This is a genomic window from Micromonospora trifolii (assembly GCF_022229005.1).
GTDB classification, from domain to species: domain Bacteria; phylum Actinomycetota; class Actinomycetes; order Mycobacteriales; family Micromonosporaceae; genus Micromonospora; species Micromonospora trifolii.
This window is the reverse complement of the sequence record NZ_JAKKFD010000012.1, coordinates 17,230-42,353: the sequence shown is the minus strand read 5'-3', so window position 1 is coordinate 42,353 and position 25,124 is coordinate 17,230. Positions and strand designations below refer to the sequence as shown.

Sequence of the window (25,124 nt, the reverse complement as noted above, 5' to 3'; positions counted from 1 at the left end):
CGCCGTCCGTCATCCCCCTGTTGATCAAGAGGTTTGCGTCACCATTCGTACGGATTCTGACGCAAACCTCTTGATCAACGGGGTTATCGGCGGGGGCGGAGGGACCGGGTCAGGTGAGACAGGCGGGGGGCCAGGCTGGTCAGGCCTCCTGGGAAGAAGTAGACCGCCAGGATGAAGACCGTGCCCAGGACGAACAGCGGCTGGCTCAGCGGACGGCTCAGGACGGCCGGCAGGTTGTCCACCGCGTCGCTCGTGCCGAAGGCGGTGAGCCGGTGGTCCAGGTACATGTAGAGGACACCGCCGAGCACCGGACCCCACCGGGTGCCCGGCCCGCCGAGCACCACCATGACCAGCAGCGACAGGGTCAGCTCGGAGGACGTGATGTGCGGCGACGCGCCGCCGACGATCAGGACGTAGACCACCCCGCCCGCCGACGCCAAGCCACCGGCCAGGGTGAACGCCACCAGCTTGTAGCGGTACGGGTCCAACCCGAGCACACCGATCCGCCGCTCGTCGTCGCGCAGCCCGGCGAGCACCCGACCGGTCGGCGACCCGCTGACCCGGTGCACCACGAAGACCACCAGCGTCAGGTACGCCAGCGCCAACCAGTACAGGTTGACAGTGTTGGTGACCCCCACCAGCCCGGCGGGCAGCCCCGACACGTCCAGCGGCAGACCCTCCTCGCCGCCGGTGAGCCCGCCGAAGTCCCGGGCCACCAGGATCGCCCCGACCTGGGCGAAGGCCAACGTGACCATGGCGAACGCGATGCCCACCGTCCGCAGCGCCACCGCGCCGAGCAGCGCGGCGAGGATGGTGCCGCCGGTGATGGTCAGCAGCGCCGCCTGCCACAGCGGCAGACCGGCACGGGTGACCAGGATGTCGGTGCCGTAGACACCGGCGGCGAAGTACAGCGCGTGCCCGAAGGAGAGCATCCCGGTCCGGCCGAAGAGCAGGTCGTACCCGGCCGCCAACCCGCCGAAGATCAGGCAGATGGCGAGCAGTTGCAGGGTGCCGGGTGAGTTGACCGGCCCCTCGAAGATCCCCGGCAGGGGGATCGTCGAGTACGGCAGGATCGCCAGCACGACCAACGCGACCAGCGGGAGGAACGGGCGGAGCCGGTGCCACCGCCCCCGCTGCGGACTCAGTTCGTCGGGCACCTGCGCGCGAGGCGCGTCGATCACCGTCATGCCGTTGCCACCTTTCCGGCGATGCCCTGCGGGCGCAGCAGCAGCACCACTGCCAGCAGCCCGACCACGCAGATGTCGCCCAGCCCGGACGTGCCGTAGTAGTTGACGAACTGCTGCACCAGGCCGACCACCACCGCCGCGTACGCGGAGCCGACCACCGAGCCCATCCCGCCGATCACCACCACGATGAACGCGAAGATCAGCAGCGAGCCGCCCTGCCCAGGCGAGACGGTGCCGAAGTAGACCCCGCCGAGCGCTCCGGCGAGCGCGGCGGCCGCCCCACCGATCGCGAAGACCAGCGTGAACGCCTTGCGGACGTCGATGCCCAGCGCGGTCACCATCTCCCGGTTCTCCACCCCGGCCCGGATCACCAGGCCGTACCGGGTCCAGCGCAGGAACGCCAGGATCGCGCCGAGCACCAGCACCGCCGCGATGATCAGCAGCAGGCCACCGTTGGGCACCTGCGCGCCGAGGATCCCGGTCACCTGCCGGGTCCAGTCCGGACGCGGGAACGGCCGGGCGTCCGCACCCCAGGTGGCCTGGAGCAACGCCACACCGGCCAGGGAAAGGCCGACGGTGACCAGCACCTGCTCGATGGTGCGGGAGTACAGCGGGCGGATCAGCACCAGCTCGACCAGGATCGCGACCAGCGTGCCGGCGGCCACCCCGAAGGCGACAGCGAACACGAAGCCGAACCCGTCCGGGCCGGCACCCGGCAGGTTGCCCGCCGCCCACCAGGTGCCGTACGCGCCGACGCCGAGGAACAGCCCGTGCGCGAAGTTGAGCACGTCGGCCAGACCGAAGACCAGGGACAGACCGGAGGCGACCAGGAAGTACAGCGCCGCCAGACCGAGCCCGGTCAGCGCCAACAGGATCACGGTGCCCATCAGTGCTTCACCTCCGCGGAGCCGACACCAAGCAGCGACTTCGTCAACGCGGTCTCCAACAGCAACTCGTGGGCGTCGCCGGTCCAGGCCACCTTGCCGGCGGCCAACACGACAGCGTCGCGGGCCAGTCGGCGTACGACGGCGAGGTTCTGCTCGACCAGCAGCACCGGCACCGACTCCGCGACCCGTTCCAACACCTCGGCCACCTCGGTCACCACCTTCGGCGCCAACCCCTTGGTCGGCTCGTCGACGAGCAGCAGCCGGTTGTCGTTGAGCAGCACCCGACCGATGGCGAGCATCTGCTGCTGCCCGCCGGAGAGCGACCCGGCCCGTTGCCGTCCGCGCCGGTCCAGCTCCGGAAAGAGCGCGAAGACCTTGTCGTACGCCGGGGTGGCGCCGCGCCGCTCGGCGAGCCGCAGGTTCTCCGCGACGGTGAGCCCGGCGAACACGCAACGGTCCTCGGGCACGTAGCCGAGCCCGCCGCGGACCAGCCGGTGCGTCGGCCGGGCCAGCAGGCTCTGCGCGCCCATCCGGATGGTGCCCCGGACCTCCCCGGCGGGCGGGGTGAGGCCGACGATGGCGCGCAGCGTGGTGGTCTTGCCAACGCCGTTGCGACCGAGCAGGACTGTCACGCCGGTCGGGGCGACAGTGAAGGACACCCCCTGGAGGATGTGCAGCCCGGAGATCCGGACCGACAGGTCCTCCACACTGAGGATCGGTTCCATTAGAGCGACTCCCCCAGGTAGGCCTCTTGCACAGTGGGGTTGGCCATCACCGTCTCCGGGGTGTCGCAGGCCAGCAGCGCGCCGTGGTGCATGACGGCGATGCGGTCGGCCAGTTCCAGGATGACGTCCATGTGGTGTTCGACCATCAGGACCGCCCGGCCGCTGTCGCCGGTCAACGACTTGATGACGGCGACCAGCTCCGGCACGTCCTCGGCGCTGACCCCGGCCATCGGCTCGTCCAGCAGCATCACCCGCGGTTCACCGGCGAGCAGCAGGGCGATCTCCAGCTTGCGCTTCTCGCCGTGGGCCAGGGTGCCGGCGAGGGCCGTACCCCGGTGGGCGAGGCCGACCCGGTCGAGCGCCGCGTCGGCGGCGGCGGCGACCTCCCGGTCGGCCGCCGCCCGCCGCCACAGTGCCATCGAGCCCCCGCGGTGCGCCTGAACGGCGAGCCGGACGTTCTCCCGCACGCTCAGCGAGCCGAAGACCGAGGACGCCTGGAAGGTACGGCCCAGACCGAGGCGGGCCCGCCGGTGCGGCGGGAGCGCCCCGATGTCCTGTCCGTCCAGGACGACCCGGCCCTCGGTGGCCCGGCGCAGGCCGGTGATCAGGTTGAACAGTGAGGTCTTACCGGCGCCGTTCGGCCCGATGACGCCCAGGAACTCCCCGGGCGCGAGGTCGAGATAGACGCTGTCGACGATGGCGACCTCACCGATCCGCCAGGTCAGACCGCGGGTGGCGAGCATGGTCAGCCCTTCATGGCCACGGCCGGTGGCGCGGTCTCGTCACCGGTGAGGCTCTTCTGCGCGGTCGCGGTGAACGTGGTGCCGCTGCCGGTCAGCTTGGCCTGGAACATCGGCTGGAGCAGCGCGTGGTCGGCGGCCCGGATGGTCATCTTGCCCTTGACCCCGTCGAAGCTCCAGTCCTCCAGGGCGGTGACCATCTTGTCGACGTCGTCCCCACCCTCCTGCGCGGCACGGACCACCATCTGCGCGGCGGCGAAGCCGTCCGGGTGGAACAGGTCGATGGTGTTGACCTTGGCCTTCAGCGCCTTGCTGGCCTCGGTGTCGCTGGCACCGTCGAAGTAGTGCGACAGGAAGGAGATCTTCGCCCCGGCAGCGCCGAAGGTCGGCCACGAGGCGCGGATGTCCAGGCCGGTGACGACAGTGGTGGACGAGAGGACGCCCTGCTGGTCGAGGGTCTGCCACATGGCCGGGGCGGTCGTGCCCGCCCACGCCACGAAGAGCAGGTCCGGCTTGGCGGCCTTGATCTGGCTGGCGAACGGGGTGAACTCGGTGGCACTGGCCGGAGCCCGGACACTGCTCACCGTCGCGCCCGCGGTGCCGATGACGGCCTTGACGGCCGCCTCGTTGGCGTCGCCGAACGCGCCGTCCTGGGCGAAGACCACTACCTTCTTGCCGCTCGGGTCGCCGATGAACGACTTGGCGGTCACCACATCCTGGTAGGACTGCCGACCGGAGCGGAAGGTGTACTTGTTCGCTCCGGTCACCGCGTCCGTGGCGGCCGGGCCGGAGATGAACAGCACCTTGTTCTGCGCCGCGATCGGCGCCACCTGGAGCGCCACACCGGAGGCGGTGGAGCCGGCGATGATCTTCGTACCCTTACCGATCAGGTCCTTCGCAGCCGAGACCGCCTTGGCCGGGTCGCCCGCGTCGTCGACCTCGGTGAGCTCGATCTTCCGGTCACCGACCTTGCCGGTGCCGTTGGTGGCGAAGTCCAGCCCCGCCTTGAACCCCTCGATGTACTGCTTTCCGTAGCTGGCCAGGGCTCCCGACTGGGAGTACACCAGGCCGACCTTGACCGGCGCGGCACTGTCGCCGCCGCCGGTGGCGGTGTCCTGCGGGCTGCCACAGGCCGTGGCGGCCAGCGCCGCGGCCATCATCGTGGCGGCGGAGAGGAACGCCCGCCGCGTCGTCCGGACCGTCATTGCGACTCCACATGAGGACTCAGAGGGAGAGAACTTCTTCGTGACGGCTCACGCTAGAAGTGACGTCACCCACGAGCTATGTGGCGGAAACACACAAGTAGCAGGAATGAGGTGGCCGGAGGTTACAACGGGCCGCACTACCAGCCGGAAGCCCACGCCCTCGATGGCCCGAACCCCCACGGACCACCCGAACGGTGTGTCGCCCCGCGCCATTCGCCCGGTTCGGTCACCCGCAGGGTCCGTCGTGGGTCGCCGCGCGCGGGCAGCGCCGACGACCATCGAGCACCCGCCCGCCCGACCGCACCTGCCACCCACCGGGCGAAGATCACCGAAACATCCCTGATAGTGCTGCCTCGCGTCGGGTCGAGGCAGCAACATCGGCGAAGTTGCAGCCTCAAGATCCCCGGCGGCGCGGGCGAGCGACTCACCCCTGAAGATCATGCTCGATCCTGTATGTAGTGGCCTCGGGCGGCCACGACAGCACTACATCCTGGATTTAGCACGATCTTGGCTCCGGGACGCCACTACTTCATTGATCGAGCGCGATCTTGCGCAGCTCTGTCTGCTCAGGGGCGGGTTCACCCGGTGCTGGCCCCGCTCGACGGGCGATCTTGCGACCGAGCCGCCCCGGCGTGCCGCTGGCCCGCCGTCCGGGTGACGGACGACGGGCCAGCGTGTGGGCCGGGCGTGGTCGGCCCGGTGGTCGACTCGGAGCGGATCAGCTCCGGGCCGAGGTTGGGATCAGCGGCCGGCGAGGGCGGCGACGGCAGTGTCCGGGTGGTCGCTGAAGACACCGTCGAGGCCCAGGCCGAGGAAGAGTTCGTACTCGGCGGTGATGTCGCCGCGCGCGTTCGGGTCGGCGCCGATCCGGAAGTCCGCCGGAAGGAACTGGTTCTCGGCGCGGAACGTCCAGGAGTGCACCAGCAGGTGCTCCCGGTGCGCGTCGCGTACCACGTTGGTCGGGGCGAGCAGGGCGCCGGCGGCGTTCCGGGGGACGATCAGGTTCTTGTTCGCGCCGATGCCGTCGGCGTACCCGGCGATCCACTTCAGACCGGCCGGCGTGACCAGATCCTGGTAGGTGCGGGTGTCACCGGCGGCGGTGAAGTCGTACGGGCGGCCGGTCGCGTCGAGCAGTTGGACCAGCTTCACGTCGGTCAACCGGCTCAGGCGGCGCAGGTTGGCAGTCTCGAACGACTGGATGAAGACCGGTGAGTTCTTCCGGTCCAGCTTGTTCTGCCGCAGCGCCCGCAGCAGCGGCTCCTCCAACGGCAGTTTGATCGACGCGAAGTAGCTCGGGTGCTTGGTCTCCGGGTAGATGCCGATGGTGCGGCCCCGTGTCCGCCCCTCGGTCCGGGCCAGGTCGATGACCTCCTGGAGGGTGGGCACCTCGAAGCGGCCGTCGAACGCGGTGTTCGCCACGCGCACCTGCGGCAGCCGCTCCTTGGCCCGCAGCGTCTTCAGCTCGGCGAGGGTGAAGTCCTCGGTGAACCACCCCGTCACCGCGACACCGTCGATGGTCTTCGTCGCCTTGCGGGCCGCGAACTCCGGATGGGTCGACACGTCGGTGGTGCCGGAGATCTCGTTCTCGTGCCGGGCGACCAGCACGCCGTCGGAGGTGGAGACCAGGTCCGGCTCGATGTAGTCGGCACCCATCCGGATCGCCAACCGGTACGCCTCGAGGGTGTGCTCCGGCCGGTAACCGCTGGCGCCACGGTGACCGATCACGATCGGTCGGTCGTTGGCCCGGGAGCGGTCCGCGTTGGCCGTTGGTTCGGCAGCGGCCATGGTCGGCAGGGCCACGGCGGCGGCGAGCAGAGCGCTGGCCACGCCGAGGGTCGAGAGGGTACGTCGCAACGCCGTCTCCTGTCATCGATGGTCCGGGTAAGCAGACCGTTCGTGATTTGCCAGGAGTTGGTCGATGGCTGGACGGCAGATGAATCTCCGGAATGCCCGTTCCCACTCCAGGGTCGCGGGCGGACAGGAAGATTGTCTGGTGCGCCGGTTCTTCCGCAATCCCGTGCGGCTGGTGCCGTTCGCGTTCCTGGTGCCGATCCTGCTCGGCACCCTGTTGCTCATGGCGCGCTGGGCGACAGCCGAACACGTACGCCCACCCGTGGTCACCGCGCTCTTCACCGCCACCTCGGCCGTGTCGGTCACCGGCATGGCCATCACCGACACGCCGAACTACTGGTCCGGCTGGGGACTGCTGGTGATCACCCTGCTCACCCAGCTCGGTGGCCTCGGCATCCTCACCGTCGCGGCGTTGGTCATCCTGGTGGTCTCCAGCCAGCTCGGGCTGCGCAACAGGTTGCTGGTGCAGGCCGAGACGGCGGAGTTCGGCATCGGTGACGTGGGCCGGTTGCTCCGCCGGATCGCGCTGACCGTCTTCGCCTGCGAGGCGGTGATGACAGTGCTGGTCGCCGGTCGGCTCTGGCTGTCCTACGACTACCCCTTCGGGCAGGCCCTCTGGTCGGGCGTCTTCCACGCCGTACAGGCGTTCAACAACGGTGGCTTCGCGCTCTACACCGACGGTCTGCTGGCCTTCAGCCGTGACCCGTGGGTGTCGCTGCCCCTGGCGATCGGCGCGATCGTCGGCGGTCTCGGGTTTCCCGCGCTCTTCGAGGCGGTCCGCGAGTGGCGGCAGCCCGCCCGCTGGGCGGTGGCGACGAAGTTGACCATCTGGGGCAGCGCGGTGCTGCTGCTGGTCGGCTTCGCTGGCCTGCTCGCCGCCGAGTGGACCAACGCGAGCACTATCGGCCAGTACGACGTACCCGGGAAGGTCCTCGCGTCGTTCACCCAGATCGCGCTGAGCCGCACCGGGGGCTTCAGCGTCCTGAACATCGCCGCTCTTCAGGAGGAGAGCTATCCCCTGCTGATCGTGCTGATGTTCATCGGCGGCGGCAGTGCCAGCACGGCCGGTGGCATCAAGGTCTCCACGTTCTTCCTGCTGGCGTTCACCATCTGGGCGGAGTTGCGGGGTGAGCCCGACGTGACGATCGGGCACCGCCGGGTGGCCACCGCGAGCCAGCGACAGGCCCTCACCGTGGCGCTGCTCAGCGTCGCGTTGGTGACGGCCGGAACCATGCTGTTGCTGCTGCTCACCGAGGGCGTCCGCTTCGTCGCGGCCCTGTTCGAGGTCACCAGCGCCTTCAGCACCACCGGTCTGACCATCGGTCTGGTCGCCGACCTGCCGGCCGGCGGCCAACTGGTGCTGACCGTGCTGATGTTCATCGGCCGGGTCGGGACGCTCACCCTGGGGTCGGCGATCGCCCTGAACACCCGGCGCCGGCTCTACCGCTATCCCCAGGAGCAACCCATTGTCGGCTAGGAGCAGGGAGGGCCGAGGTGTCGGCTAGACGGGCGGACAGCGGCGGCATCGTGGTGATCGGGCTGGGTCGATTCGGTTGCCACCTGGCCGGGTCGCTGACCCGGATGAACCGTGAGGTGTTGGCCATCGACCGCAGCCCGGAGAAGGTGCAGCGCTGGTCGGCGCAGCTCGACCGGGTGGTGCAGGCCGACGCGACCGAGGAGGGGGCGCTGCGGCAGCTTGGCATCACCGGTTTCGGGCGGGCGGTGGTGGCCATCGGGGCCTCGGTGGAGGCGAGTGTGCTCACCGTGTTGGCGCTGGTCGAGCTGGGTGTGCCTCAGATCTGGGCGCGGGCCACCTCGCAGAAGCACGCCAAGATCCTGGCGTCGGTGGGCGCGCACCACGTGATCTTCCCGGAGGCGGAGACCGGGGATCGGGTCGCGCACCTGATCGTCAGCCGCCTGCTCGACTTCATCGAGTTCGACGACGACTTCGCCATCGCCACCGTCCGGGTGCCGGAATCCCTGGTCGGGCGCACAGTGCTCGACCTGAAACCGGAGGAGCGCTTCGGGGTACGCGTGGTCGGTGCCAAGCTGCCGGGCGAACGCTTCCGGTACACGTCCGACGACACCACGCTTTCCCAGGGCGGGGTGCTCATCGTCGAGGGTGGGATCGACCAGGTGCAGCGATTCGCGGGGATGCGCTGACCTGCTGCGCGTCGGCGACACTGTGTGGCTTGCTTACTTCTTCCGGTGACCACCCGGCCCCTTGCCCTTGGTCACCTTCCCGCTTTTCCCGGACCACCACCCGCGGCCTTGGCCTTCTCGGGGCCCTTCGGCGCCTTCGGCGGCTTGGCCTTCGAGGCACCGCCGCCCGCACCGGAGCCGCTCCGCACCTTCGCGGGCTTGGGCGGGGCCTTCGTCGTGGCGGCCTTGCTCGGCGGGGCCGTGGACGGCGCACTGCCGGCGACCCCGGACACTCGAACGCCGCAGGTCGCCTCGCCGAGCCGGAACTCCACAGGCAGCGGGTTCGCCCCGCTGTACCTACCCGTGAGGGTCATCTTCTCGGCCGCACCGGGGGCCAGCGTGGCACGCTGGGCCGCTGGCCGGATCAGCACAGTGCTCCCCTGCTGGTGCACCGGCGCGGGCTCCGCCTTCGTCACCGTCTGCTGCCCGGGGAAGGTGAAACTCATCGTCCAGTCCCGCAGCTCACGGCCGCCGGTGTTGGTCAGGGTCAGCTCCGCGGCGAACTCGGTGCCCGAGTCGGTGCGCAACGCGTACGCCACCTCGCAGGGCGCCGCCGCCGGCAGACCCATCCGAGCCTCGGTCGTCGGCCGGTCTCCGCCGCTGGCCGGGCTGCGCGAGGTGAACCCCCACATCGCCCCGGTGACGGCGATCAGCCCGACGGCGGCCACTCCGGCCTCCACCCGCCGACGCCGGGTCACCCGCTGCCGCGTCCGCTGGTCCCGGTTGCGGGTCCGCGACAGCGGCAACGCGTCGGTCGCCGCCGACCAGGGAAGGATCGTGGTACGCGCACTGCCGAGCATTGCCGCGTCCAGCGGCCCGCCGGCCGGCGAGACCGGCACCGCCGCGAGCATGCCGGCCGCCTCGGCGAGCGTCCGGGTCAGCTCGGCGGTGGCCGGCCGGTCGGCGGGTCGCTTGGCCAGGCAGCGTCCGACCAGGTCGGCCACCCCGTCGGGCAGCCCCAGGACGGTGGGCATCGGCTCCGGGTCGCTGTACATGTGGGCGCGCAGCATCTGGGTGGTCGTGCTGGCCTGCCACGGCAGTCGGCCGGTGAGCATCCGGTAGAGCAGCAGCCCCACGGCGTACACGTCGGTGGCCGGGGAGACCTGGCCGTTGTCCAGCCGCTCCGGGGCGAGGTACGCGGGAGTGCCCAACAGCGCGCCGTCCGGGCCCTTCTCGCTCTCCCCGACGAGCGCGGAGATGCCGAAGTCGACAACCTTGACCCCGGTCGAGGTGAGCATGACGTTGCCCGGGGTGACGTCGCGGTGCACCACGCCACGGGCGTGCGCGGTGGCCAGCGCGGAGCTGACCTCGGCGCCGATGGTCACCGCCTCCCGCCACGGCAGTTGGCTCTCCCGACCCAACCGGCTGGCCAGCGAAGCGCCGTCGACCAGCTCCATCACCACGTACGGCACTGTCAGACCGACCTGCTGGGACTCGCCGTAGTCGTACACGTTGGTGATGTTGGGGTGGCAGAGCCGCGCGGCGGCCTGCGCCTCGATCCGGATGCGGTGGCGGAAGGCCCGGTCGCTGGCCAGCCGGGAGGCCAACACCTTCACCGCGACCTGGCGGCCGAGCACCTCGTCGTAGCCACGCCAGACCACCGACATGCCGCCCGCGCCGAGCTGCTCGATCAGCCGGTACCGCTCATCGAGCAGTTGCGCGCCGTTCCGGTCCCCACCACCCATGGTGAGCGATGTTGCCCAGTTACGGCCCGCCTACACCTGGAGTATCGGAATCGGTCAGGATTATCACCCGATCAGGCGGTGGCCAGCAGTTGGTCCACCGGGGCGTAGTCGTCGGTCAATACCATCGCCCCGTCGACGAAGTCCGTCAGCGCCGCACCGGACAGCAGGCTGACCTTCGGGTCCACAGCGGCCAGCCGGGCCTGAACGGCTTCCAACGGCAACGGCGCATCGGAGCCGACGATGAGGAAGTTGGAGCCCTGCTCCTGGGCGAGCGCCTCCGGCGGCGCGATCAACGCGACGTGCCGGAACTCGGCGGCCACCGTGGCCAACTCGGCGCGGATGAACCGTAGCGGCGGGTAGTCGATGACGTTCTGCACGTACACCCCGCCGGGGCGGGTCACCCGCCGGACGTCGGCGGCCATCTCCCGGGTGGCCAGGTGCCAGGGCACCACCAGATGCCCGAACGCGTCGCCGACCACCAGGTCACGACTGTCGGTCGGCTCGCCGGCGACCAGCATCCGCGCGTCGCCCACCACCGCCCGCAGCTCCGGCCCCGGCCGTACGCCCAGCTCCTGCTCGCCCAGCTCGACCAGCCCGCCGTCGATCTCGAACACCAGGTTGTCGGTGCCGGGACGGGTGGCGGTCAGGTAGCGCGGCACCGTGAACCCGCCGCCGCCCAGGTGCAGCGCGTCCACCCGCTGACCGGCCGGCGCGGCGACGTCGGCGACCGCACCGATCCACTTCGTGTACGCGTACTCCAGGTGTTTCGGGTCGGCGAGGTCCACGTACGAGTGCTGGGCCGAGTTGAGCAGCAGCGTCCGCCCGCTGGGCCGGGAGAGGTCCGCGGTGACCCGGGCGCAGTGGTACGCCGTCTCGATGTCGCACGGGTTGGGCGCCACTGTGGTCAGCCCCGCCCCGGCCAGGCCGAGCACTGCCAGCGCGGCTCGGGCCCGGGCCGGACCGGGCAGCTCGGTGGGCTCCTGCCGGCGCAGGTACCAGCCGAGACCGATACCGACCAGCCCGAGCGCGAGCGCCAGAGCCAGCAGGATGACGGTGCTGCGCAGCGCGGCGACCAGCACGAACCCGGTGAGCAGGGTCGCGGTGATGCCGCCCAGGGTGCCGATCCCGGAGAGTCGACCGACCACCTGGCCGGTGCGGCGCAGGTCGGCGAGCTGGAGTTTCACTACCAGCGGGGTGACAGCGGCCAGCAGCGCGGCCGGCACGAACACCGCCAGCGCGACGAGCAGCAGGATGCCGCTTGCCGCACCACCGCGCAGCACCTCACCGGCGTAGCGGACGACGGGCAGGGTGACAGCTGTGGCGATGCCGGCCAGCACCAACGCCGGCGCCAGCAGGCCCCGCGGGTTGCGCCGGTCGGCCAGCCAACCGCCGGACCACGCCCCGTACGCGATCGCGGCCAGCGCGATGCCGATCACCGAGCTGGTCACCTGGAGGGTCACCCCGACGTACGGGCCGACCAGGCGCAGCGCGACGGTCTCCAGCACCAGCACGGCACCGCTGGAGAAGAAGACCAGGAAGGCGGCCAGGCCGTTGGGCAACGCCCGGCCGGTGACCGGCACGGACGGGGCCGGAGGTGCCGGCAGGGCCGTTACGTCGGACGGTGGGGAGCTCATCGTCGCGATGGTACGCAGCGAAGCTGGTGCAACGGGTCAGTACATCGAGAGATGAACATGGTTCGTGTGGGACGCCGCCGGTGAGCCGCTTCCACTGTACGACCGCCAACCGGTGCCGGGGTGCCAGATCTGCCGGTACCAGATCACGTAGAGCACGCCCAGTCGGTCGGCGTTGCGCACGTGCCAGGCGGCCAGGCTGTCACCGTACGCCTTGTCGCCGCCGGTCGCGTTCTTGTCCTCGAAGCCGTTAGTGGCGGCCGCGAAGTCGCAGGCCCGGCCCTTCGGATGCTCGCCGCCACCACCACTGCGCTTGCAGGAGACGTGCCGCTTGTAGCCGGCCGCCTGGGTCTGCTTGAGCGCGTTGAGGGTGCGCGGGGTGATGCACCCGGAGGTGGTCGGGTCCTTCACCGAGCAGGACTCCGACGGCCAGGACCCGTCGGAGTTACGCGGCGCCGGCTTCGCCGAGGTGGAGCTGCCACCGCTGAAACCGTTGCTGCCGCCGGAGCTGACCTCGGCGAGCGCCTCCTCGGCTTCCTTCTTCTTCTTCGCCATCACGGCGAGCTGCTTCTGCTGCTCGCGGACCTCGGCGTCGATGGCGACCTTGGCCTGCTGCGCCTGCTGCCGGGCTTCGGTGAGGTCACGCAGCCGCTTGCTGTCCCGCTGGGCCATCAGATCGAGGTCGCCGGCGCGTTGCAGGAACGCCTCCGGCGTGGCGGTGTTGAGCAGCATCGAGACAGCGCTCAGCCGACCCACCCGGTACGACTGGGCGGCCACCTCGCCCACCTGGCTGGTGAGCCCGACCAGCCGACCCTCCAGCGTCGTCAGCTCGCCGGTCAGCGCCGTCTGGCGACGCTTGGAGTTGTCCAGCTTGGCCTTGGCCTCGATGTGGCCCTTGGCGGTCAGCTCCAGCGCGTCCTGCAACTTCTTGCTGCCGCCCTCGCCAGGCTCCGCGTACGCGGGCACTGCGGCACCGCCGAGCACCAGCGCGACGGCGGCGAGCACGGCGAACAGAGCGCGGCGACCGAGCCGCGGGCTGAGCCTGGTCCTGGGCACGAAAGCGTCCTTCCGTCGACCGCCGGCCCCCGCTGAACACTGCACTGCGGCGCCGGTCGGCGGCCTGCTGGCGGAGACCGCCGGTCACGATACCGGATCGTGGGCCGGTGACCAGCCCGCTGACCCTCGGGCTGTCTCGATGTCGACGGAGCGTCCTGACGCGGTCGCGCAGCGCGCGGATCAGGTGCTGAGGAGCGCGTCGCGCACCTCGGCCCAGACCTGCTCGTTGGCCGCGACGAGCAGACCGCGGCCGTCGTCGGCCGGGTGGTAGTCGACCCCGTCGAACCGGCGGGCGACACCCCCGGCGGCACGGACCAGCACGGTGCCCGGGGCATGGTCCCAGGGCAGGGTGCGCCAGAAGAGGGTGAACTGCTGCTCGCCGGTGAGGATGTCCAGGTACTCCCGACCGGCGCAGTGCAGGCCGGGCAGCAGCTCACCGAGCCGCCGTCCGCCGGCGCGGACCCGGTCGCGGGTCTCCGGCGGCAGGAACTTGGTCATCGCCGCGCCGCGCAGCTCGCCGAGCGGCGGCACCGAGCCGGAGCCGTCCACCGGCCGACCGTTGAGCAGGGTGCCGTCGTCCACCGAGCCTGCGGCGAGAGTGTCGGCCAGTGGGTCGAGGATCCAGCCGGCGGTCGGCCGCCCGTCGGTCAGCAGCGACACCATCAGGGCGAACGGCCGGCGACCGGCGGCGAAGTTGGCGGTCCCGTCGACCGGGTCGACCAGCCAGACGTCCCCGCTGTCGCGCAGGTGCCGCAGCAACCCCGGATCGTCGGCGACACCCTCCTCGCCGACCACCATCGAGCCCGGCCGCAGCCGGCGCAACCCCGCCGAGAGCAGCTCCTCGGCCCGGCGGTCGGCGACGGTGACCACCTCGCCGGGCGCCTTCTCCGACACGTCATCGTCGTCGAGTTTGCGGAACAGTGGCAGCACGACCTGGTCGGCGGCCTCCCAGAGCAGGCCGCTGACGTCGTCCAGCAGGGTGTCAGCCACGCGGCGGCAGCTTGACCACGCTGACGAAGAACTCGTCGATCTGACGGACCACCGAGATGAAGCGCTCGAAGTCCACCGGCTTGGTCACGTAGGCGTTGGCGTGCAGCTGGTAGCTGCGCAGAATGTCCTCGTCAGCCTGCGAGGTGGTGAGCACCACCACCGGGATCCGGCGCAGGTCCTGGTCCTTCTTGATCTCTTCCAGCACCTCCCGGCCGTCGCGCCGGGGCAGGTTGAGGTCGAGCAGGATGAGGTCGGGCGCCACCGCGTCGGCGTACTGGCCCTCCCGTCGCAGGTAGGCGAGCGCCTCGGCCCCGTCGGAGACGACGGTCAGCCGGTTGCGCAGCTTGTGTTCCTCGAACGCCTCCTGGGTCATCAGCACGTCACCCGGGTCGTCCTCGACGAGCAGGACCTCGATCGGGCTCTTGCCATCCGCTGGCGCGGTCATCCCACCGTCTCCCTCATGTCACCCGTTCTACCGCTTTCCAGCGTCTCGTCGGCCCGGTCCGGCTGGTCCGGCCCGTCGGCCTGCTCCGTCAGCGCTGCCGGAGCCTCGGTCGAAGGCGTCGTGTCGCCCACCGTCGGAGCGTTCGGCTCCTGCGCGGAATCGGCAGCGGCAGCCGCCGCGACGTCCTCGGGAAGTGCCGGCAGGGTGAACCGGATCGCGGTGCCCTCCGGCACGTCGGTGTCCACCCAGACGCGACCGCCGTGGTACTCGACGATCTTCTTGACGATCGCCAACCCGATGCCGGTGCCCGGGTACGCGTCCTTCGAGTGCAGCCGCTGGAAGATCACGAAGATCTTGTCGGCGAACTCCGGCTCGATCCCGATGCCGTTGTCCTGACAGGTGATCTCCCACTCGGCGCCCACCAACCGGGCCGACACGTGCACCTTCGACGGCACGTCCGGGCGGCGGAACTTGATCGAGTTGCTGACCAGATTGGCGAGCAGGTTGGTGAGCAGCGGTTCCTCACCCGAGATCACCGGCAGCTCGGTCCAGGTCAACTCGGCGTCCGCGTACTGCCGGGCGGCCTCGGTCTGGCCGGCCACGTCGCCCATCACCTTGTTGAGGTCGACCTCGACGAAGCCGGTGGTGAGCCGCCCGATCCGGGAGAACGCGAGCAGGTCGTTGATCAGGCGCTGCATCCGTTGCGCGCCGTCCACAGCGAAGGCGATGTACTGGTCGGCCCGCTCGTCGAGCTGCCCGGCGTAACGGCGCTGGAGCAGCTGGCAGAAGCTGGCGACCTTACGCAGCGGTTCCTGGAGGTCGTGCGATGCCACGTACGCGAACTGCTCCAGGTCACGGTTGGACCGGGTCAGCTCCTCGGCCTGCTTCTGGAGCTGGCTGTTGACCCACTCGATGCGCTCGCGGGCGGCCCGGACCTCGGCCAGGTCGGCGGCGATCTTCTGCCGCATCGCGTCCACGTCCTCGCCGAGCCGGATGAACTCCGGCGGGCCGACGGTGGCGATGCGGTGCTGATAGTCGCCCTGGGCGACCTCACGGACCTGGGTCGCCAGGCCGGTCAGTGGCCGGACCACCATCCGGTCCAGCGAGAGCAGCAGCACCGCACCGGCCACGACCACCACCAGGGCGGCGACGATCAGGAGGACGACCAGGATGTTGCTGCTGGTGCGCACGTTGGTGGCCGTCTGCTCCCGGGCGGCCAGGACCTCCTCCTGGAGGTCGTTCACCGCCGAGCGCACCTCGTCGAACTGTTGCCGGGCCGCTTCGGTGACCAACGCCTGGCCGGCGCTGGTGCCGCTCTGCTCGGTGGTGGCGATCACCGGCTCGGCGACCGACTGCCGCCACTGGGTGACACGCTCCTCGACGGTCCGCAGCTCCTGGCTGATCTCCGGATAGTCGTCGAGCAACGTCCGCATCGAGGCGGTGACGCTCTGCTCCTGGGCGAGCCCCTCGCGGTAGGGGTTCAGGTCGTCCTGGTCGCCGCTGACCGCGTACCCGCGGATCGCCGTCTCCTGGTCGAGCAGCGCGTTGAGAAGTTCCTGGGACTGCACCCGCAACGGGCCGGTCTCGTTCAGGACCGCGTCGATCTGGGTGCGGTTGCGGGCGGCCATCGCCGCTTCCGCGCTGGCCAACCCGATCAACAGAAAGCCCACGACGGTGAGCAGGGTGATCACCCGGCGGCGCAGACTCCAGCCGCCGACCACCGGCCTCACCGGCCACCGCCCCGGCTGACCAGCAGCATGGCCACGTCGTCGGCGAGCGCCCCACCGTTGAGCCGCTCGGCCCGCCCGACCAGCCAGGCCGGCAGCTCGGGCAGCGACACCGAACGGTTGGCCGGCTCGTCCAGCAAGCCACTGAGGCCCGGCACGTCGAGCCGTTCGTTGCCGGCGCCGACCCGCCCCTCGATCAGGCCGTCGGTGTACATCAGCAGGGACCAGTCATCGGTGTCGAACTCCAGGTCGTAGGCGATCGGCCGGCGGGGTCGTACGCCCAGCAGTCGGCCGCCGGGCGCGGGCACCGGGGCGACCCGGCCGCCGGAGAGCAGCAGCGGTGGCGGGTGCCCGGCCAGTCGGACGGTGGCCCGGTTGGCGTCCAGGTCCAGTCTGACAGTGGCCACCGTCGCGAAGATCTCCTGGAGGCGGCGCTCACTCATCAGCACCTGCTCCAGGGCGGGCAGCACCTCGTCGTCGGGCACCCGGGCGAGCACCAGGGCCCGCCAGGCCACCCGCAACTCGACCCCGAGCGCTGCCTCGTCCACACCGTGCCCGCAGACGTCGCCGACGATCAGGTCGAGGCGGTCCGGGTGGGTCTGCACCACGTCGAAGAAGTCTCCGCCGATCAGCGCGGCGTGCCGGCCCGGCCGGTAGAAGGTGTGCACCGCGACCTTGTCGGTCGTCATCAGCGGTTGGGGCAGCAGGCCGCGTTCGAGTCGGGCCGACTCGGCCTGGCGCAGCTCGACCTCGCGCAACCGGCGGGCGTTCTCGTCGGCGCGCTTGCGCTCCACCGCGTAGCGCAGCGCCCTGGTCAGCAGCACCCCGTCGACCTGGCCCTTGACCAGGTAGTCCTGGGCGCCCTCGGCGACCGCCACGACGCCCAGGTGCTCGTCCGTGCGGCCGGTCAGCACGCAGACCGCGGCGCCGCTGGACATGTCCAACACCTGGCGCAGCCCGTCCAGCCCCTGCGCGTCGGGCAGGCCCAGGTCGAGCAGGACGCAGTCGACGTCGTTGATCCGCTGCCGCGCCTCCCGGAGGCTGGTGGCGACCAGCAGGTCGATCATTGAGTTCGTCTCGGCGAGCAGCTCACCGACCAGGAAGGCGTCGCCCTCGTCGTCCTCCACCAGCAGGACCCGCAACCGTTCACCCGGCGGCAGGTTGGCGTGCCGCGCCAGGCCACCGTGCGGGTACGGCACAACTGGGGAACCGGCCAGGCCGGCCCCCCGGTGCGGCCGGGTCACCGCCGCGAGACGCGGGAGTTCGCTGGTGATGTCGGGCTCCTTCCGAGTGCCCTGCTGATCCTGTATTAGACAACGGTCGCACACAACACGATGCCTGCGGCGCGGGCGGGGATGGGGCGCATCACTGCTCGGCCACGGACAAACCGGGCGGCTGATGGGCGCCTGACGTACCGGCCATCCCATCCGCAGCACCCGACGGGCAGGATGATCCCACCCCAGGCCCCACCACCCCCCGAGGAGTTCCCGTGGGCGCACCCACCACCCCGGCCACGACGGGCACGCCGCCCCGTCCGATTCCGGGCGTACCCCCTGCCAGCCGCGCGCTGACCCGGCCGCGTCGGCGGCTCGTGGCCGCCGCGGCGGCCCTGGTCGCGCTGACCGCGGTCGGCGCCGGCAGTTTGCTCGACCTGCGCACCCCGGCCCCGAAGTCGGCCGAGGCGCCAGCGGGCGCGTTCAGCGCCGCCCGGGCGTACGCGGACGTCCAGGTGATCGCCGCCCGGTCGCACGTCGCCGGCAGCCCGGCCAACGAGCAGGTCCGCGCGCACCTGGAGCAGCAGTTGCGGGGGCTGGGCCTGGAGACCGAGGTGCAGGACACCGTGGCGCCGGAGGCCGGTCAGCTCAGCGGGGCGGCGGGCGGGGCGACACTGGCCCGGGTCCGCAACGTGGTGGCCCGGCTGCCCGGCACCGACTCGACGGGTCGGGTCTTCCTGGTCGCCCACTACGACTCGGTACAGACCGGGCCGGGCGGCAACGACGACGCGGCCGGCACGTCGACCATCCTGGAGGTGGCCCGCGCGCTGACGACCGGCCCCCGGCCGCGCAACGACATCGTCTTCGTGCTGACCGACGCCGAGGAGGCCTGCCTCTGCGGGGCGGCCGCGTTCGCCGCCAGCCACCCACTGGCCGCCGACGGCGGTGTGGTGCTCAACCTGGAGGCGCGGGGCTCCACCGGGCCGGTGATCATGTTCGAGACGTCCCGGAACAACGCGAAGCTGGTGGACATCTTCGGCCGGGCCGCCCCACACCCGGTCGGCACCTCGTTCGCTGTGGAGATCTACCGTGCGCTGCCCAACGACACCGACTTCACCGCCTTCCTCGATCAGAAGTTCGTCGGACTGAACTCGGCGTACATCGACGGAGGCGCGATCTACCACACGCCGTTGGACACTCCGGCCGCCATGGACCGGGGCAGCCTCCAGCAGCACGGGGACAACGCGTTGGGCCTGGCCCGGGAGTTCGGTCGCACCGACCTGACCGACCTGCGCTCCGGGCACGACGCCACCTACTTCCCGGTCCCCGGCGGTCTGGTCCGCTACCCGGGCACGCTCACCCTGCCGCTCGCCCTGCTGGCGGTGGCCGCGGTGGCCGCGCTCGGCTGGCTGACCCGTCGACAGGGCCGGGCCAGCACCGGCCGGCTGGCCGCCGGCTTCGGGCTGGCCCTGGTGCCGATCGTGGTCGCGCCGGTCGCGGCCCAACTGCTCTGGCTGGCGATCACCGCCATCCGACCTGGGTACGCGGAACTGCTCGACCCGTACCGGCCGATCTGGTACCGCCTGGCCGTCGTGGCGCTCGCCACCGCCATCCTGTTCGCCTGGTACGCGCTGACCCGCCGCCGGATCGGCCCGGCCGCGCTGGCCGTCGGCGGGCTGGCCTGGCTGGCGCTGCTCGGGGTGCTGCTCGCCGTGGCGGTGCCGGGTGGGGCGTACCTCACGACTCTGCCGGCGCTGGCCGGCGCCCTCGGCGGGCTGGTCGCGCTGCGTACCCGGCAGACCGGACCGTGGCCGGTGGTGGCGGTGACGGCCGCCGCGGCAGTCGGTGTGGTCATCCTGCTGCCCACAGTGGTGCTGCTCTTCCCCGCGCTGGGGATGGGCATGGGCGGGGTGGCCGCGCTGGTCGCGGTGCTGCTCGGCCTGACCGCCCTGCCGGTGGTCGACCTGCTGCACCCACAGGCCGGCGGCCACCGTGGTCTGCTCGCGCTGCGGGCCCGGCGGCTCGCGGTGCTGCCGGCCGGCGCCGCCGCGGTGGCGGCGGTGGTGCTCGCCGGGGTCGGCCTGGCCGTCGACCGCTTCGACGCCGACCACCCCGCGCCCACCCACCTGATGTACGCCATGGACGCCGGCACCGGCCAGGCCCGTTGGCTCAGCCACGAGAGCGACCCGCAGCCGTGGACGGACGGCTACGTGGACGGGGTCACCGACGTCGGCGACGACTTCCCGGGGCTCGGCGACGGTGAGCTGCGGGCCGGGCCGGCGCAGGCAGCGAACCTGCCGGCGCCGAAGCTGGAGGTGGTGGCCGACGCCACCGCGGGCGGCGAGCGCACGCTGCGGCTGCGGCTCACTCCGCAGCGGGCGGCCCGGCTCGCCACCCTGCACGTCGACACGTCGACCGCCACGGTGTTGCGCGCCGAGGTGGCGGGGCGGTCGGTGCCGGTGGAGCCCCGCGCGGGGAAGTGGGGCTTCGGGCTGGTGTTCCACGCACCGCCGACGGAGGGCATCGAGGTCGTGTTGGTCCTACGGCCGACCGGCGGGCAGGTGGCGCTGCGGGCGATGGACGCCAGTGACGGATTGGACGCGCTGCCCGGCTTCCGCACCCGGCCGCCGGCCGTCGGCGTCGTCGGGTCGCACAGCTCGGAGATGCTGGCGGTCGCCCGCACCTATCCCCTGTGAGATGAAAAGGGTGGTCCGGCGGGCGCTTTCTTCCGCCGGACCACCCTTTTGGGTCAGCCCACCGGTTCGGGTTGGCCGGCACCGATCCGGTGCCAGCGATTACCGTCGTGGTCGGTGAAGGTGAGGTCCACCAGGACGGTGTCGGCCGGGCGGAGCCGATGCTCCGCCGCGACGGTGACGAAGAGGTCGTGCACGTCGTGGCCGGGGATCCGACGGACCTGTTTCGCCGCGGCCAGCCCGACCGGCGGGGCGTCCGGATCGTCGGGCGGAACGAGTCGAGCCAGCACCACCACGTCCAGCACCGGTGCGTCACTCTCGTTGGCCACGCCGACCCGCAGCACCGAGGTGCCGCGAATCTCGGCCACCGCCGAGACCAGCCGGGCCTGGGTGGCTCGAATCCGCAGATCGTCGTTTCGGCGCGCGCGAATTTCCCGCCGCAATCCGAGGTAGACGAAGAGCACGCTGGCGATGGAGCCGACCGCGCCGAACCAGTCCGGCACGGTTCCCCAGTCGATGACGTCCTGGATTGACGACCAGTTCATAAGTCCATCGTGGATGCACCTGTCGAGCGCCGGGCCCGGCGGATCGGCCGGAATCAGTCGCGAATTGGGAATTCCGGCACCGATTCCGGTCAGCCGGGCGGCCTAAACGGAGAGTGTGCAACCCAGTACGGGGATGGATACGCTTGCGGTCGACATGGTGCGGGTGGCAATCCCTCCGACTGTCCACTGGATGGACAGGATCTTTCGCCGCCGGGCCATTGTGAATTCGCCACCGAAGGGGGACCGCATTGACTGCGGACGTTCCACCCGAGGATGCCGGCGTGCCTCGGCCTGCGTACGACCGGCCGAGTCGGGTCTCCGTCGACCCACCGCTCGGGCGACTGGACAGCCCGCTGCACGGGCGCGACGACCTGATCGACGAGATCGTCCAGCCGGGGGAGATCGCCGGGGGCCGGCCCTCCGTGCACATCCTGTGCGGCATGGGCGGCTCCGGCAAGAGCCACGTCGCGCTGGAGATCGCCCGCCGGGCCCGCGCCGACGGCCGGACGGTCTGGTGGGTGCAGGCCGGGCGGCTCAACTCCGGGATGCGGGAGGTGGTCAGCCAACTCGGCGCGTCGGAGACCCAGGTCGACCAGGCCTGGGCCGGGATGATCAGCGCGACCGATTTGGTGTGGCGCTACCTCAACCAGGCCGCGCAGCCCTGGTTGTTGATCTTCGATAGTGCGGACGAACCCGCCAGCCTGGGCCCCACCGACGGAGTGCTCGCCGACGGCACCGGCTGGCTGCGCAGCCCGGAGGCCGACGACGGCATGGTCATCGTGACCAGCCGGGACGGCAACCGGGCCACCTGGGGCACCTGGTCTGTGCTGCACCAGGTGCGCCCTCTCGACGCCGACGCCGGCGCGCACGTGCTGATCGACCGGGCCGGCGCCCAGGCCGGCGGTCCAGCCGACGCCCGGGAACTCGCCCGGGAGTTGGGCGGGCTGCCCCTCGCCCTACGCGCCGCCGGCAACTACCTGCGGTCGGTCAACGCCAGCCCGGTCTGGCGCGGCTCGTCCACCATCACCACCTTCGCCGACTACCGGACGGCAGTGCAACGTCGGTTCCGCTCACCGCGCGACGCCGCCGACGTCGACCTCGACGAGTCCCTCGGCCTGGAGATCGTCCGCGAGGTCGACGACATCTCACTGGACCTGCTGGCCCGCCGCCAGCTCCAACAGAGCCGACCACTGCTCAACGTGCTGGCCTGCTTGAGCATCTCCCCCGTGCCCTACGAGGTGGTGCTCAAGCCGGCCATCCTGGCCGGGTCGCCGCTCTTCAAGGGGCTCACCGGCCGGCAGCGGGTGAAGGTGCTGGAGGGCATCGGCAACCTGGCCCTTGTCGACTTCGACGTGCAGGAGGAGGTCACCGACCCGGCGTTCGCGCACGTGCTCTCGCTGCACCCACTGGTGCACGCCATGTTCCGCGACCGCGACGAGGTGCGTGAGCAGATCGCCGAATACCACGGGCTGGTCATGAAGCTGCTGCTCGCCGCCACCGAAGGGCAGAGCCCGGACGACTCGGCGGCCTGGACCAACTGGGACGTGCTGGTGCCGCACCTGGTCGAGGCCGTGCGCGAATACCTCGTGCCGCAGAAACACAAACACGACCCCGAGACGGTACGCCGCGCGCTGGAGCTGACCCGACTCACCGCCCGTTACCTCATCGCGGTCGGCCTACCCGGCTCGGCCTTCGACATCCTCGACCCGATCGTGCGCGGTTGCGCCGCGTACGACCACGACCTGGACCGGCCGCAGGTGCTGGCGCTGCGCCACGAGTTGGGCCGCACCTGGCTGGAGCGCAACCAGCCGGAGATGGCCGACCGGGTGCTCCGCGAGGTGATCGCGGACCGCACCACGGTGCTGGGCAGCGACGACGCCGACACCCTCGCCAGCCGGCACAAGCTCACCAAGGCGATCATGGCGCAGCGCCAGTGGCCGGAGGCCGAGCTGGAGCTGCGGCAGATCGTCGCCGCCGAGGACCAGGTACGCGGCCCGGAACACTGGGACACGATGATCGTGCGGCACAGCCTGGCGCTGGCGGTGCTGGCCCAGCAACGGGCGCCCGAGGCCGAGGAGATGCTGCACGCCATCCTGGAGGTCCGCTACCGGTTGTGGCCGCTCAACCAACCCGAGACCTGGCAGGCCCGGCACACGCTGGCCCGCTGCATGCAGGCGCAGGGCCGGCTCGCCGAGGCGGAGGCCGAACTGCGGGCCACCCTGGCCACTGTGGAACCCCGGCACGCCGACCGCAGCGAGGTGCTCGCCATCCGATCCACCCTGGCCCTGGTGCTGCTGCTGGAGGAGCAGGTCGACGCGGCGATCGAGGTGTACGAGCAGTTGCTGGCCGACCGTCGGCGACTCCTCGGCGACACCCACCTGGACACCCTCCAGGTGGAGCACGCGCTGCGCCGGCTGCGCAACGGCGACTGACAGGTCAGTGCGGCGCTGCGGGGCCCAGGTCACTCGGGTCGGTGTTGCCACCACAGATGATCACTGCCACCCGCTCCCCCGGCTGCGGCACGTACGCACCGCCGACCAGCGCGGCCAGCGCGGCGGCACCACCCAACTCGGCGGCGACCCGCAGCTCCGACCAGAGCAACCGGCGCGCCCGCACCAGGTCCTCGTCGCGGACCAGCACGGACACCACCTCGGTCCGGCGGGCGGTGTCGAAGGCGATCTCGCCGATCCGCCGGGCACCCAGCGAATCGGTGGCGATGCCACCCACCTCGATGTCGACCGGCCGACCCGCCTTCAGGGCCGAGTGCAGGGTGGGGATCTGCTCCGGCTCGACCGCCACGACACGTACCGAGCCACCGAACCAACTGGCGATACCGGACACCAGCCCGCCGCCGCCGACCGCCACCAGCACTGTGTCGATCCCGTCCACCTGCCGCTCCAGCTCCCGGCCGACAGTGCCCTGACCGGCCACCACCTCCGGCTGGTCGTACGCGTGCACGACCAGCGCGCCAGTCTCCCCGGCCCGCTGGGTGCTCGCCGCCAACGCCTCGGCGTAGTGCTGGCCCACCTGGCGCACCTGTGCGCCCAACCCGGCCAACCGCTGCACCTTCACCGGCGAGGCGGTGACCGGCACGAAGACCTCCGCCGGCACGCCCAACGACCGGGCCGCGTACGCGACGGCGAGGCCATGGTTGCCACCCGAAGCGGCAATCACTCCGGCCGACGGCAGCGACCCCTGGAGCATCCGGTTGAACGCGCCGCGCGGCTTGAACGAGCCGGTGTGCTGGTGCAGCTCCAACTTGAGGCTGAGCTGCCCGGGCACACCCAGATCGGCACCTTCGACGGCGATGACCGGGGTTTCCCGGACCCGCCCCTCGACAAGGGCCGCGGCCGCCTCGACGTCGCTTCTGTCCACCATGGGAAACGCCCTTCACTACGACCAGAGGGCCAGTCGACCGTCGTCGGTGAGCCCGACGAAACATCCTATGGAGATCCGTCGGCCATCCGACGCCTGACGCACCGTGTGATAGTGCCGCGGATCAAACAGGAAGCCCTCGCCGAGCGTGGGGCGCAGCGTCAACGACTGCGTGTCGGCGGCCACCGCCTCCTGGAAGCCGTACCCGCCGGGGATCCGTAGCGGCTCGTCGTCGGGCTGCCAGCGCCGCCGCCACAGCACTGTCTCACCACCGGCCGGTGGCACCCGGATGTAGATGTTGAACGCCAACTGGGCCACCACCTCGCTGTCGAGCAGCCGGCCCGCGTACTCCCGTACCGCGTCGTCGAAGTGCACCTGGAGCCCCGCGTTGATCTCGCGGACAATGCCGACGTGCATCTCCCGACCCTGCCGCCGCCCGGGTGCCACGTCCGGCCAGGCACCGCGGAACGCGGCCAGGCACAGGCCCCGCGGCGAGTCCGACAGGCCCAGCGTCGACCAGCTCTTCTCGGCCGCGCGGGCCGCGTCCCAGTAGTCCTCGCGGAGTGCCCCGGCGGACCGGTGGTCGTTGATGGCCGGACCGAACTTGGCGACAACGGGAAAGACGCGGCTCTCGTCGTAGCGGTCCATCGGCGCGTTGGCGAGCGCGGCGGTGATCGCCTGACAGCGGGCCGCGGAGAGCAACCCCGGCACCCGAACGGCGGCCAGCCGCCCCGCGATGAGCCCGGCGACATCCGCTCGGGTGATCGATTCTGATTCGACGGCGACGAACAAGGGGTCGGTAGTGCTCGAATGCTGCACGGCGGTCCTCCCGTAACGAAGATCCCTCACCGGACTTGTCGCGCCCCCCGACCCGCGCACCGTGCAATGTACAAACCGCAGGCAAGACGCGGTAACCGCAGTTCCGGGCCGCGTGGCGCACCCACCGCTACCATCGGCGCAACCGGG

At 71.2% G+C, this 25,124-nt stretch carries 20 protein-coding genes; 4 read left to right on the top strand and 16 right to left on the bottom strand.

Annotated features, from left to right (window positions below):
- Positions 1 to 83: 83 nt before the first annotated feature.
- The 6 genes from NIE79_RS08960 to NIE79_RS08935 form a co-directional block, all read right to left on the bottom strand.
- Positions 84 to 1,187: a branched-chain amino acid ABC transporter permease gene (locus NIE79_RS08960; RefSeq protein ID WP_238678103.1), complete on the bottom strand. Its 1,104-nt coding sequence runs from the start codon at positions 1,185 to 1,187 to the stop codon at positions 84 to 86.
- A complete protein-coding gene (locus NIE79_RS08955) occupies positions 1,184 to 2,074 on the bottom strand; it encodes a branched-chain amino acid ABC transporter permease (protein ID WP_124815814.1) in 891 nt (296 codons plus the stop codon). Before NIE79_RS08955 ends, NIE79_RS08960 begins: the two co-directional genes overlap by 4 nt.
- Positions 2,074 to 2,799 (bottom strand): ABC transporter ATP-binding protein, encoded by a 726-nt coding sequence (locus NIE79_RS08950; RefSeq protein WP_238678102.1) that lies wholly within the window; start codon positions 2,797 to 2,799, stop codon positions 2,074 to 2,076. The genes NIE79_RS08955 and NIE79_RS08950 overlap by 1 nt, the downstream gene beginning before the upstream one ends.
- The gene (locus NIE79_RS08945; protein WP_238678101.1) at positions 2,799 to 3,542 is read right to left on the bottom strand and encodes an ABC transporter ATP-binding protein; all 744 of its coding nucleotides are present in this window, start codon (positions 3,540 to 3,542) and stop codon (positions 2,799 to 2,801) included. The genes NIE79_RS08950 and NIE79_RS08945 overlap by 1 nt, the downstream gene beginning before the upstream one ends.
- Positions 3,543 to 3,544: 2 nt before the next feature.
- Entirely contained in the window at positions 3,545 to 4,744 is a 1,200-nt protein-coding gene (locus tag NIE79_RS08940; protein ID WP_238678100.1) for a substrate-binding domain-containing protein, read from the bottom strand.
- 741 nt (positions 4,745 to 5,485) lie between these two features.
- A complete protein-coding gene (locus NIE79_RS08935) occupies positions 5,486 to 6,598 on the bottom strand; it encodes a glycerophosphodiester phosphodiesterase (protein ID WP_238678099.1) in 1,113 nt (370 codons plus the stop codon).
- A gap of 139 nt (positions 6,599 to 6,737) precedes the next feature.
- On the opposite strand from NIE79_RS08935, the gene NIE79_RS08930 reads away from it, so the two are divergent.
- Positions 6,738 to 8,072 carry a TrkH family potassium uptake protein gene (locus NIE79_RS08930; RefSeq protein ID WP_238678098.1) on the top strand — a complete coding sequence of 445 codons (1,335 nt, stop codon included), beginning with the start codon at positions 6,738 to 6,740 and terminating at the stop codon, positions 8,070 to 8,072.
- 17 nt (positions 8,073 to 8,089) lie between these two features.
- Positions 8,090 to 8,758 (top strand): potassium channel family protein, encoded by a 669-nt coding sequence (locus NIE79_RS08925; protein WP_238678097.1) that lies wholly within the window; start codon positions 8,090 to 8,092, stop codon positions 8,756 to 8,758.
- A 71-nt stretch (positions 8,759 to 8,829) separates the two neighbouring features.
- On the opposite strand, the gene NIE79_RS08920 is transcribed toward NIE79_RS08925, so the two are convergent.
- From NIE79_RS08920 to NIE79_RS08890, 7 genes are all read right to left on the bottom strand, one after another.
- Positions 8,830 to 10,482, bottom strand: a complete 1,653-nt coding sequence (locus NIE79_RS08920; RefSeq protein WP_238678096.1) for a serine/threonine-protein kinase — start codon at positions 10,480 to 10,482, stop codon at positions 8,830 to 8,832.
- 71 nt (positions 10,483 to 10,553) lie between these two features.
- Positions 10,554 to 12,116 carry a fused MFS/spermidine synthase gene (locus NIE79_RS08915; protein WP_238678095.1) on the bottom strand — a complete coding sequence of 521 codons (1,563 nt, stop codon included), beginning with the start codon at positions 12,114 to 12,116 and terminating at the stop codon, positions 10,554 to 10,556.
- A gap of 36 nt (positions 12,117 to 12,152) precedes the next feature.
- Positions 12,153 to 13,169 carry a coiled-coil domain-containing protein gene (locus tag NIE79_RS08910; RefSeq protein WP_238678094.1) on the bottom strand — a complete coding sequence of 339 codons (1,017 nt, stop codon included), beginning with the start codon at positions 13,167 to 13,169 and terminating at the stop codon, positions 12,153 to 12,155.
- 180 nt (positions 13,170 to 13,349) lie between these two features.
- Complete coding sequence (locus NIE79_RS08905) at positions 13,350 to 14,159, bottom strand: inositol monophosphatase family protein (protein ID WP_238678093.1); 810 nt, start codon at positions 14,157 to 14,159, stop codon at positions 13,350 to 13,352.
- Positions 14,152 to 14,604, bottom strand: coding sequence for a response regulator (locus NIE79_RS08900; RefSeq protein WP_030491688.1), 453 nt, complete (start codon positions 14,602 to 14,604; stop codon positions 14,152 to 14,154). The genes NIE79_RS08905 and NIE79_RS08900 overlap by 8 nt, the downstream gene beginning before the upstream one ends.
- Positions 14,601 to 16,334: a sensor histidine kinase gene (locus tag NIE79_RS08895; RefSeq protein WP_238678092.1), complete on the bottom strand. Its 1,734-nt coding sequence runs from the start codon at positions 16,332 to 16,334 to the stop codon at positions 14,601 to 14,603. The genes NIE79_RS08900 and NIE79_RS08895 overlap by 4 nt, the downstream gene beginning before the upstream one ends.
- Positions 16,331 to 17,575, bottom strand: coding sequence for a PP2C family protein-serine/threonine phosphatase (locus NIE79_RS08890; RefSeq protein ID WP_238678091.1), 1,245 nt, complete (start codon positions 17,573 to 17,575; stop codon positions 16,331 to 16,333). Before NIE79_RS08890 ends, NIE79_RS08895 begins: the two co-directional genes overlap by 4 nt.
- A gap of 245 nt (positions 17,576 to 17,820) precedes the next feature.
- Between NIE79_RS08890 and NIE79_RS08885 the strand changes: the two genes are divergently transcribed.
- A complete protein-coding gene (locus NIE79_RS08885) occupies positions 17,821 to 20,241 on the top strand; it encodes a M28 family peptidase (RefSeq protein WP_372471429.1) in 2,421 nt (806 codons plus the stop codon).
- A 53-nt stretch (positions 20,242 to 20,294) separates the two neighbouring features.
- Here NIE79_RS08885 and NIE79_RS08880 read toward each other — a convergent pair whose 3' ends face one another.
- The gene (locus NIE79_RS08880; protein ID WP_238678090.1) at positions 20,295 to 20,783 is read right to left on the bottom strand and encodes a hypothetical protein; all 489 of its coding nucleotides are present in this window, start codon (positions 20,781 to 20,783) and stop codon (positions 20,295 to 20,297) included.
- Positions 20,784 to 21,064: 281 nt separating this feature from the next.
- Here NIE79_RS08880 and NIE79_RS33985 point away from each other — a divergent pair, with 281 nt between their 5' ends.
- A complete protein-coding gene (locus NIE79_RS33985) occupies positions 21,065 to 23,215 on the top strand; it encodes a tetratricopeptide repeat protein (RefSeq protein WP_238678089.1) in 2,151 nt (716 codons plus the stop codon).
- A gap of 4 nt (positions 23,216 to 23,219) precedes the next feature.
- Here the strand turns inward: NIE79_RS33985 and NIE79_RS08870 are convergent, their stop codons facing one another.
- Complete coding sequence (locus tag NIE79_RS08870; protein ID WP_238678088.1) at positions 23,220 to 24,161, bottom strand: threonine/serine dehydratase; 942 nt, start codon at positions 24,159 to 24,161, stop codon at positions 23,220 to 23,222.
- A 15-nt stretch (positions 24,162 to 24,176) separates the two neighbouring features.
- Positions 24,177 to 24,977, bottom strand: a complete 801-nt coding sequence (locus NIE79_RS08865) for a 2OG-Fe(II)-dependent halogenase WelO5 family protein (protein WP_238678087.1) — start codon at positions 24,975 to 24,977, stop codon at positions 24,177 to 24,179.
- Positions 24,978 to 25,124: the final 147 nt, after the last annotated feature.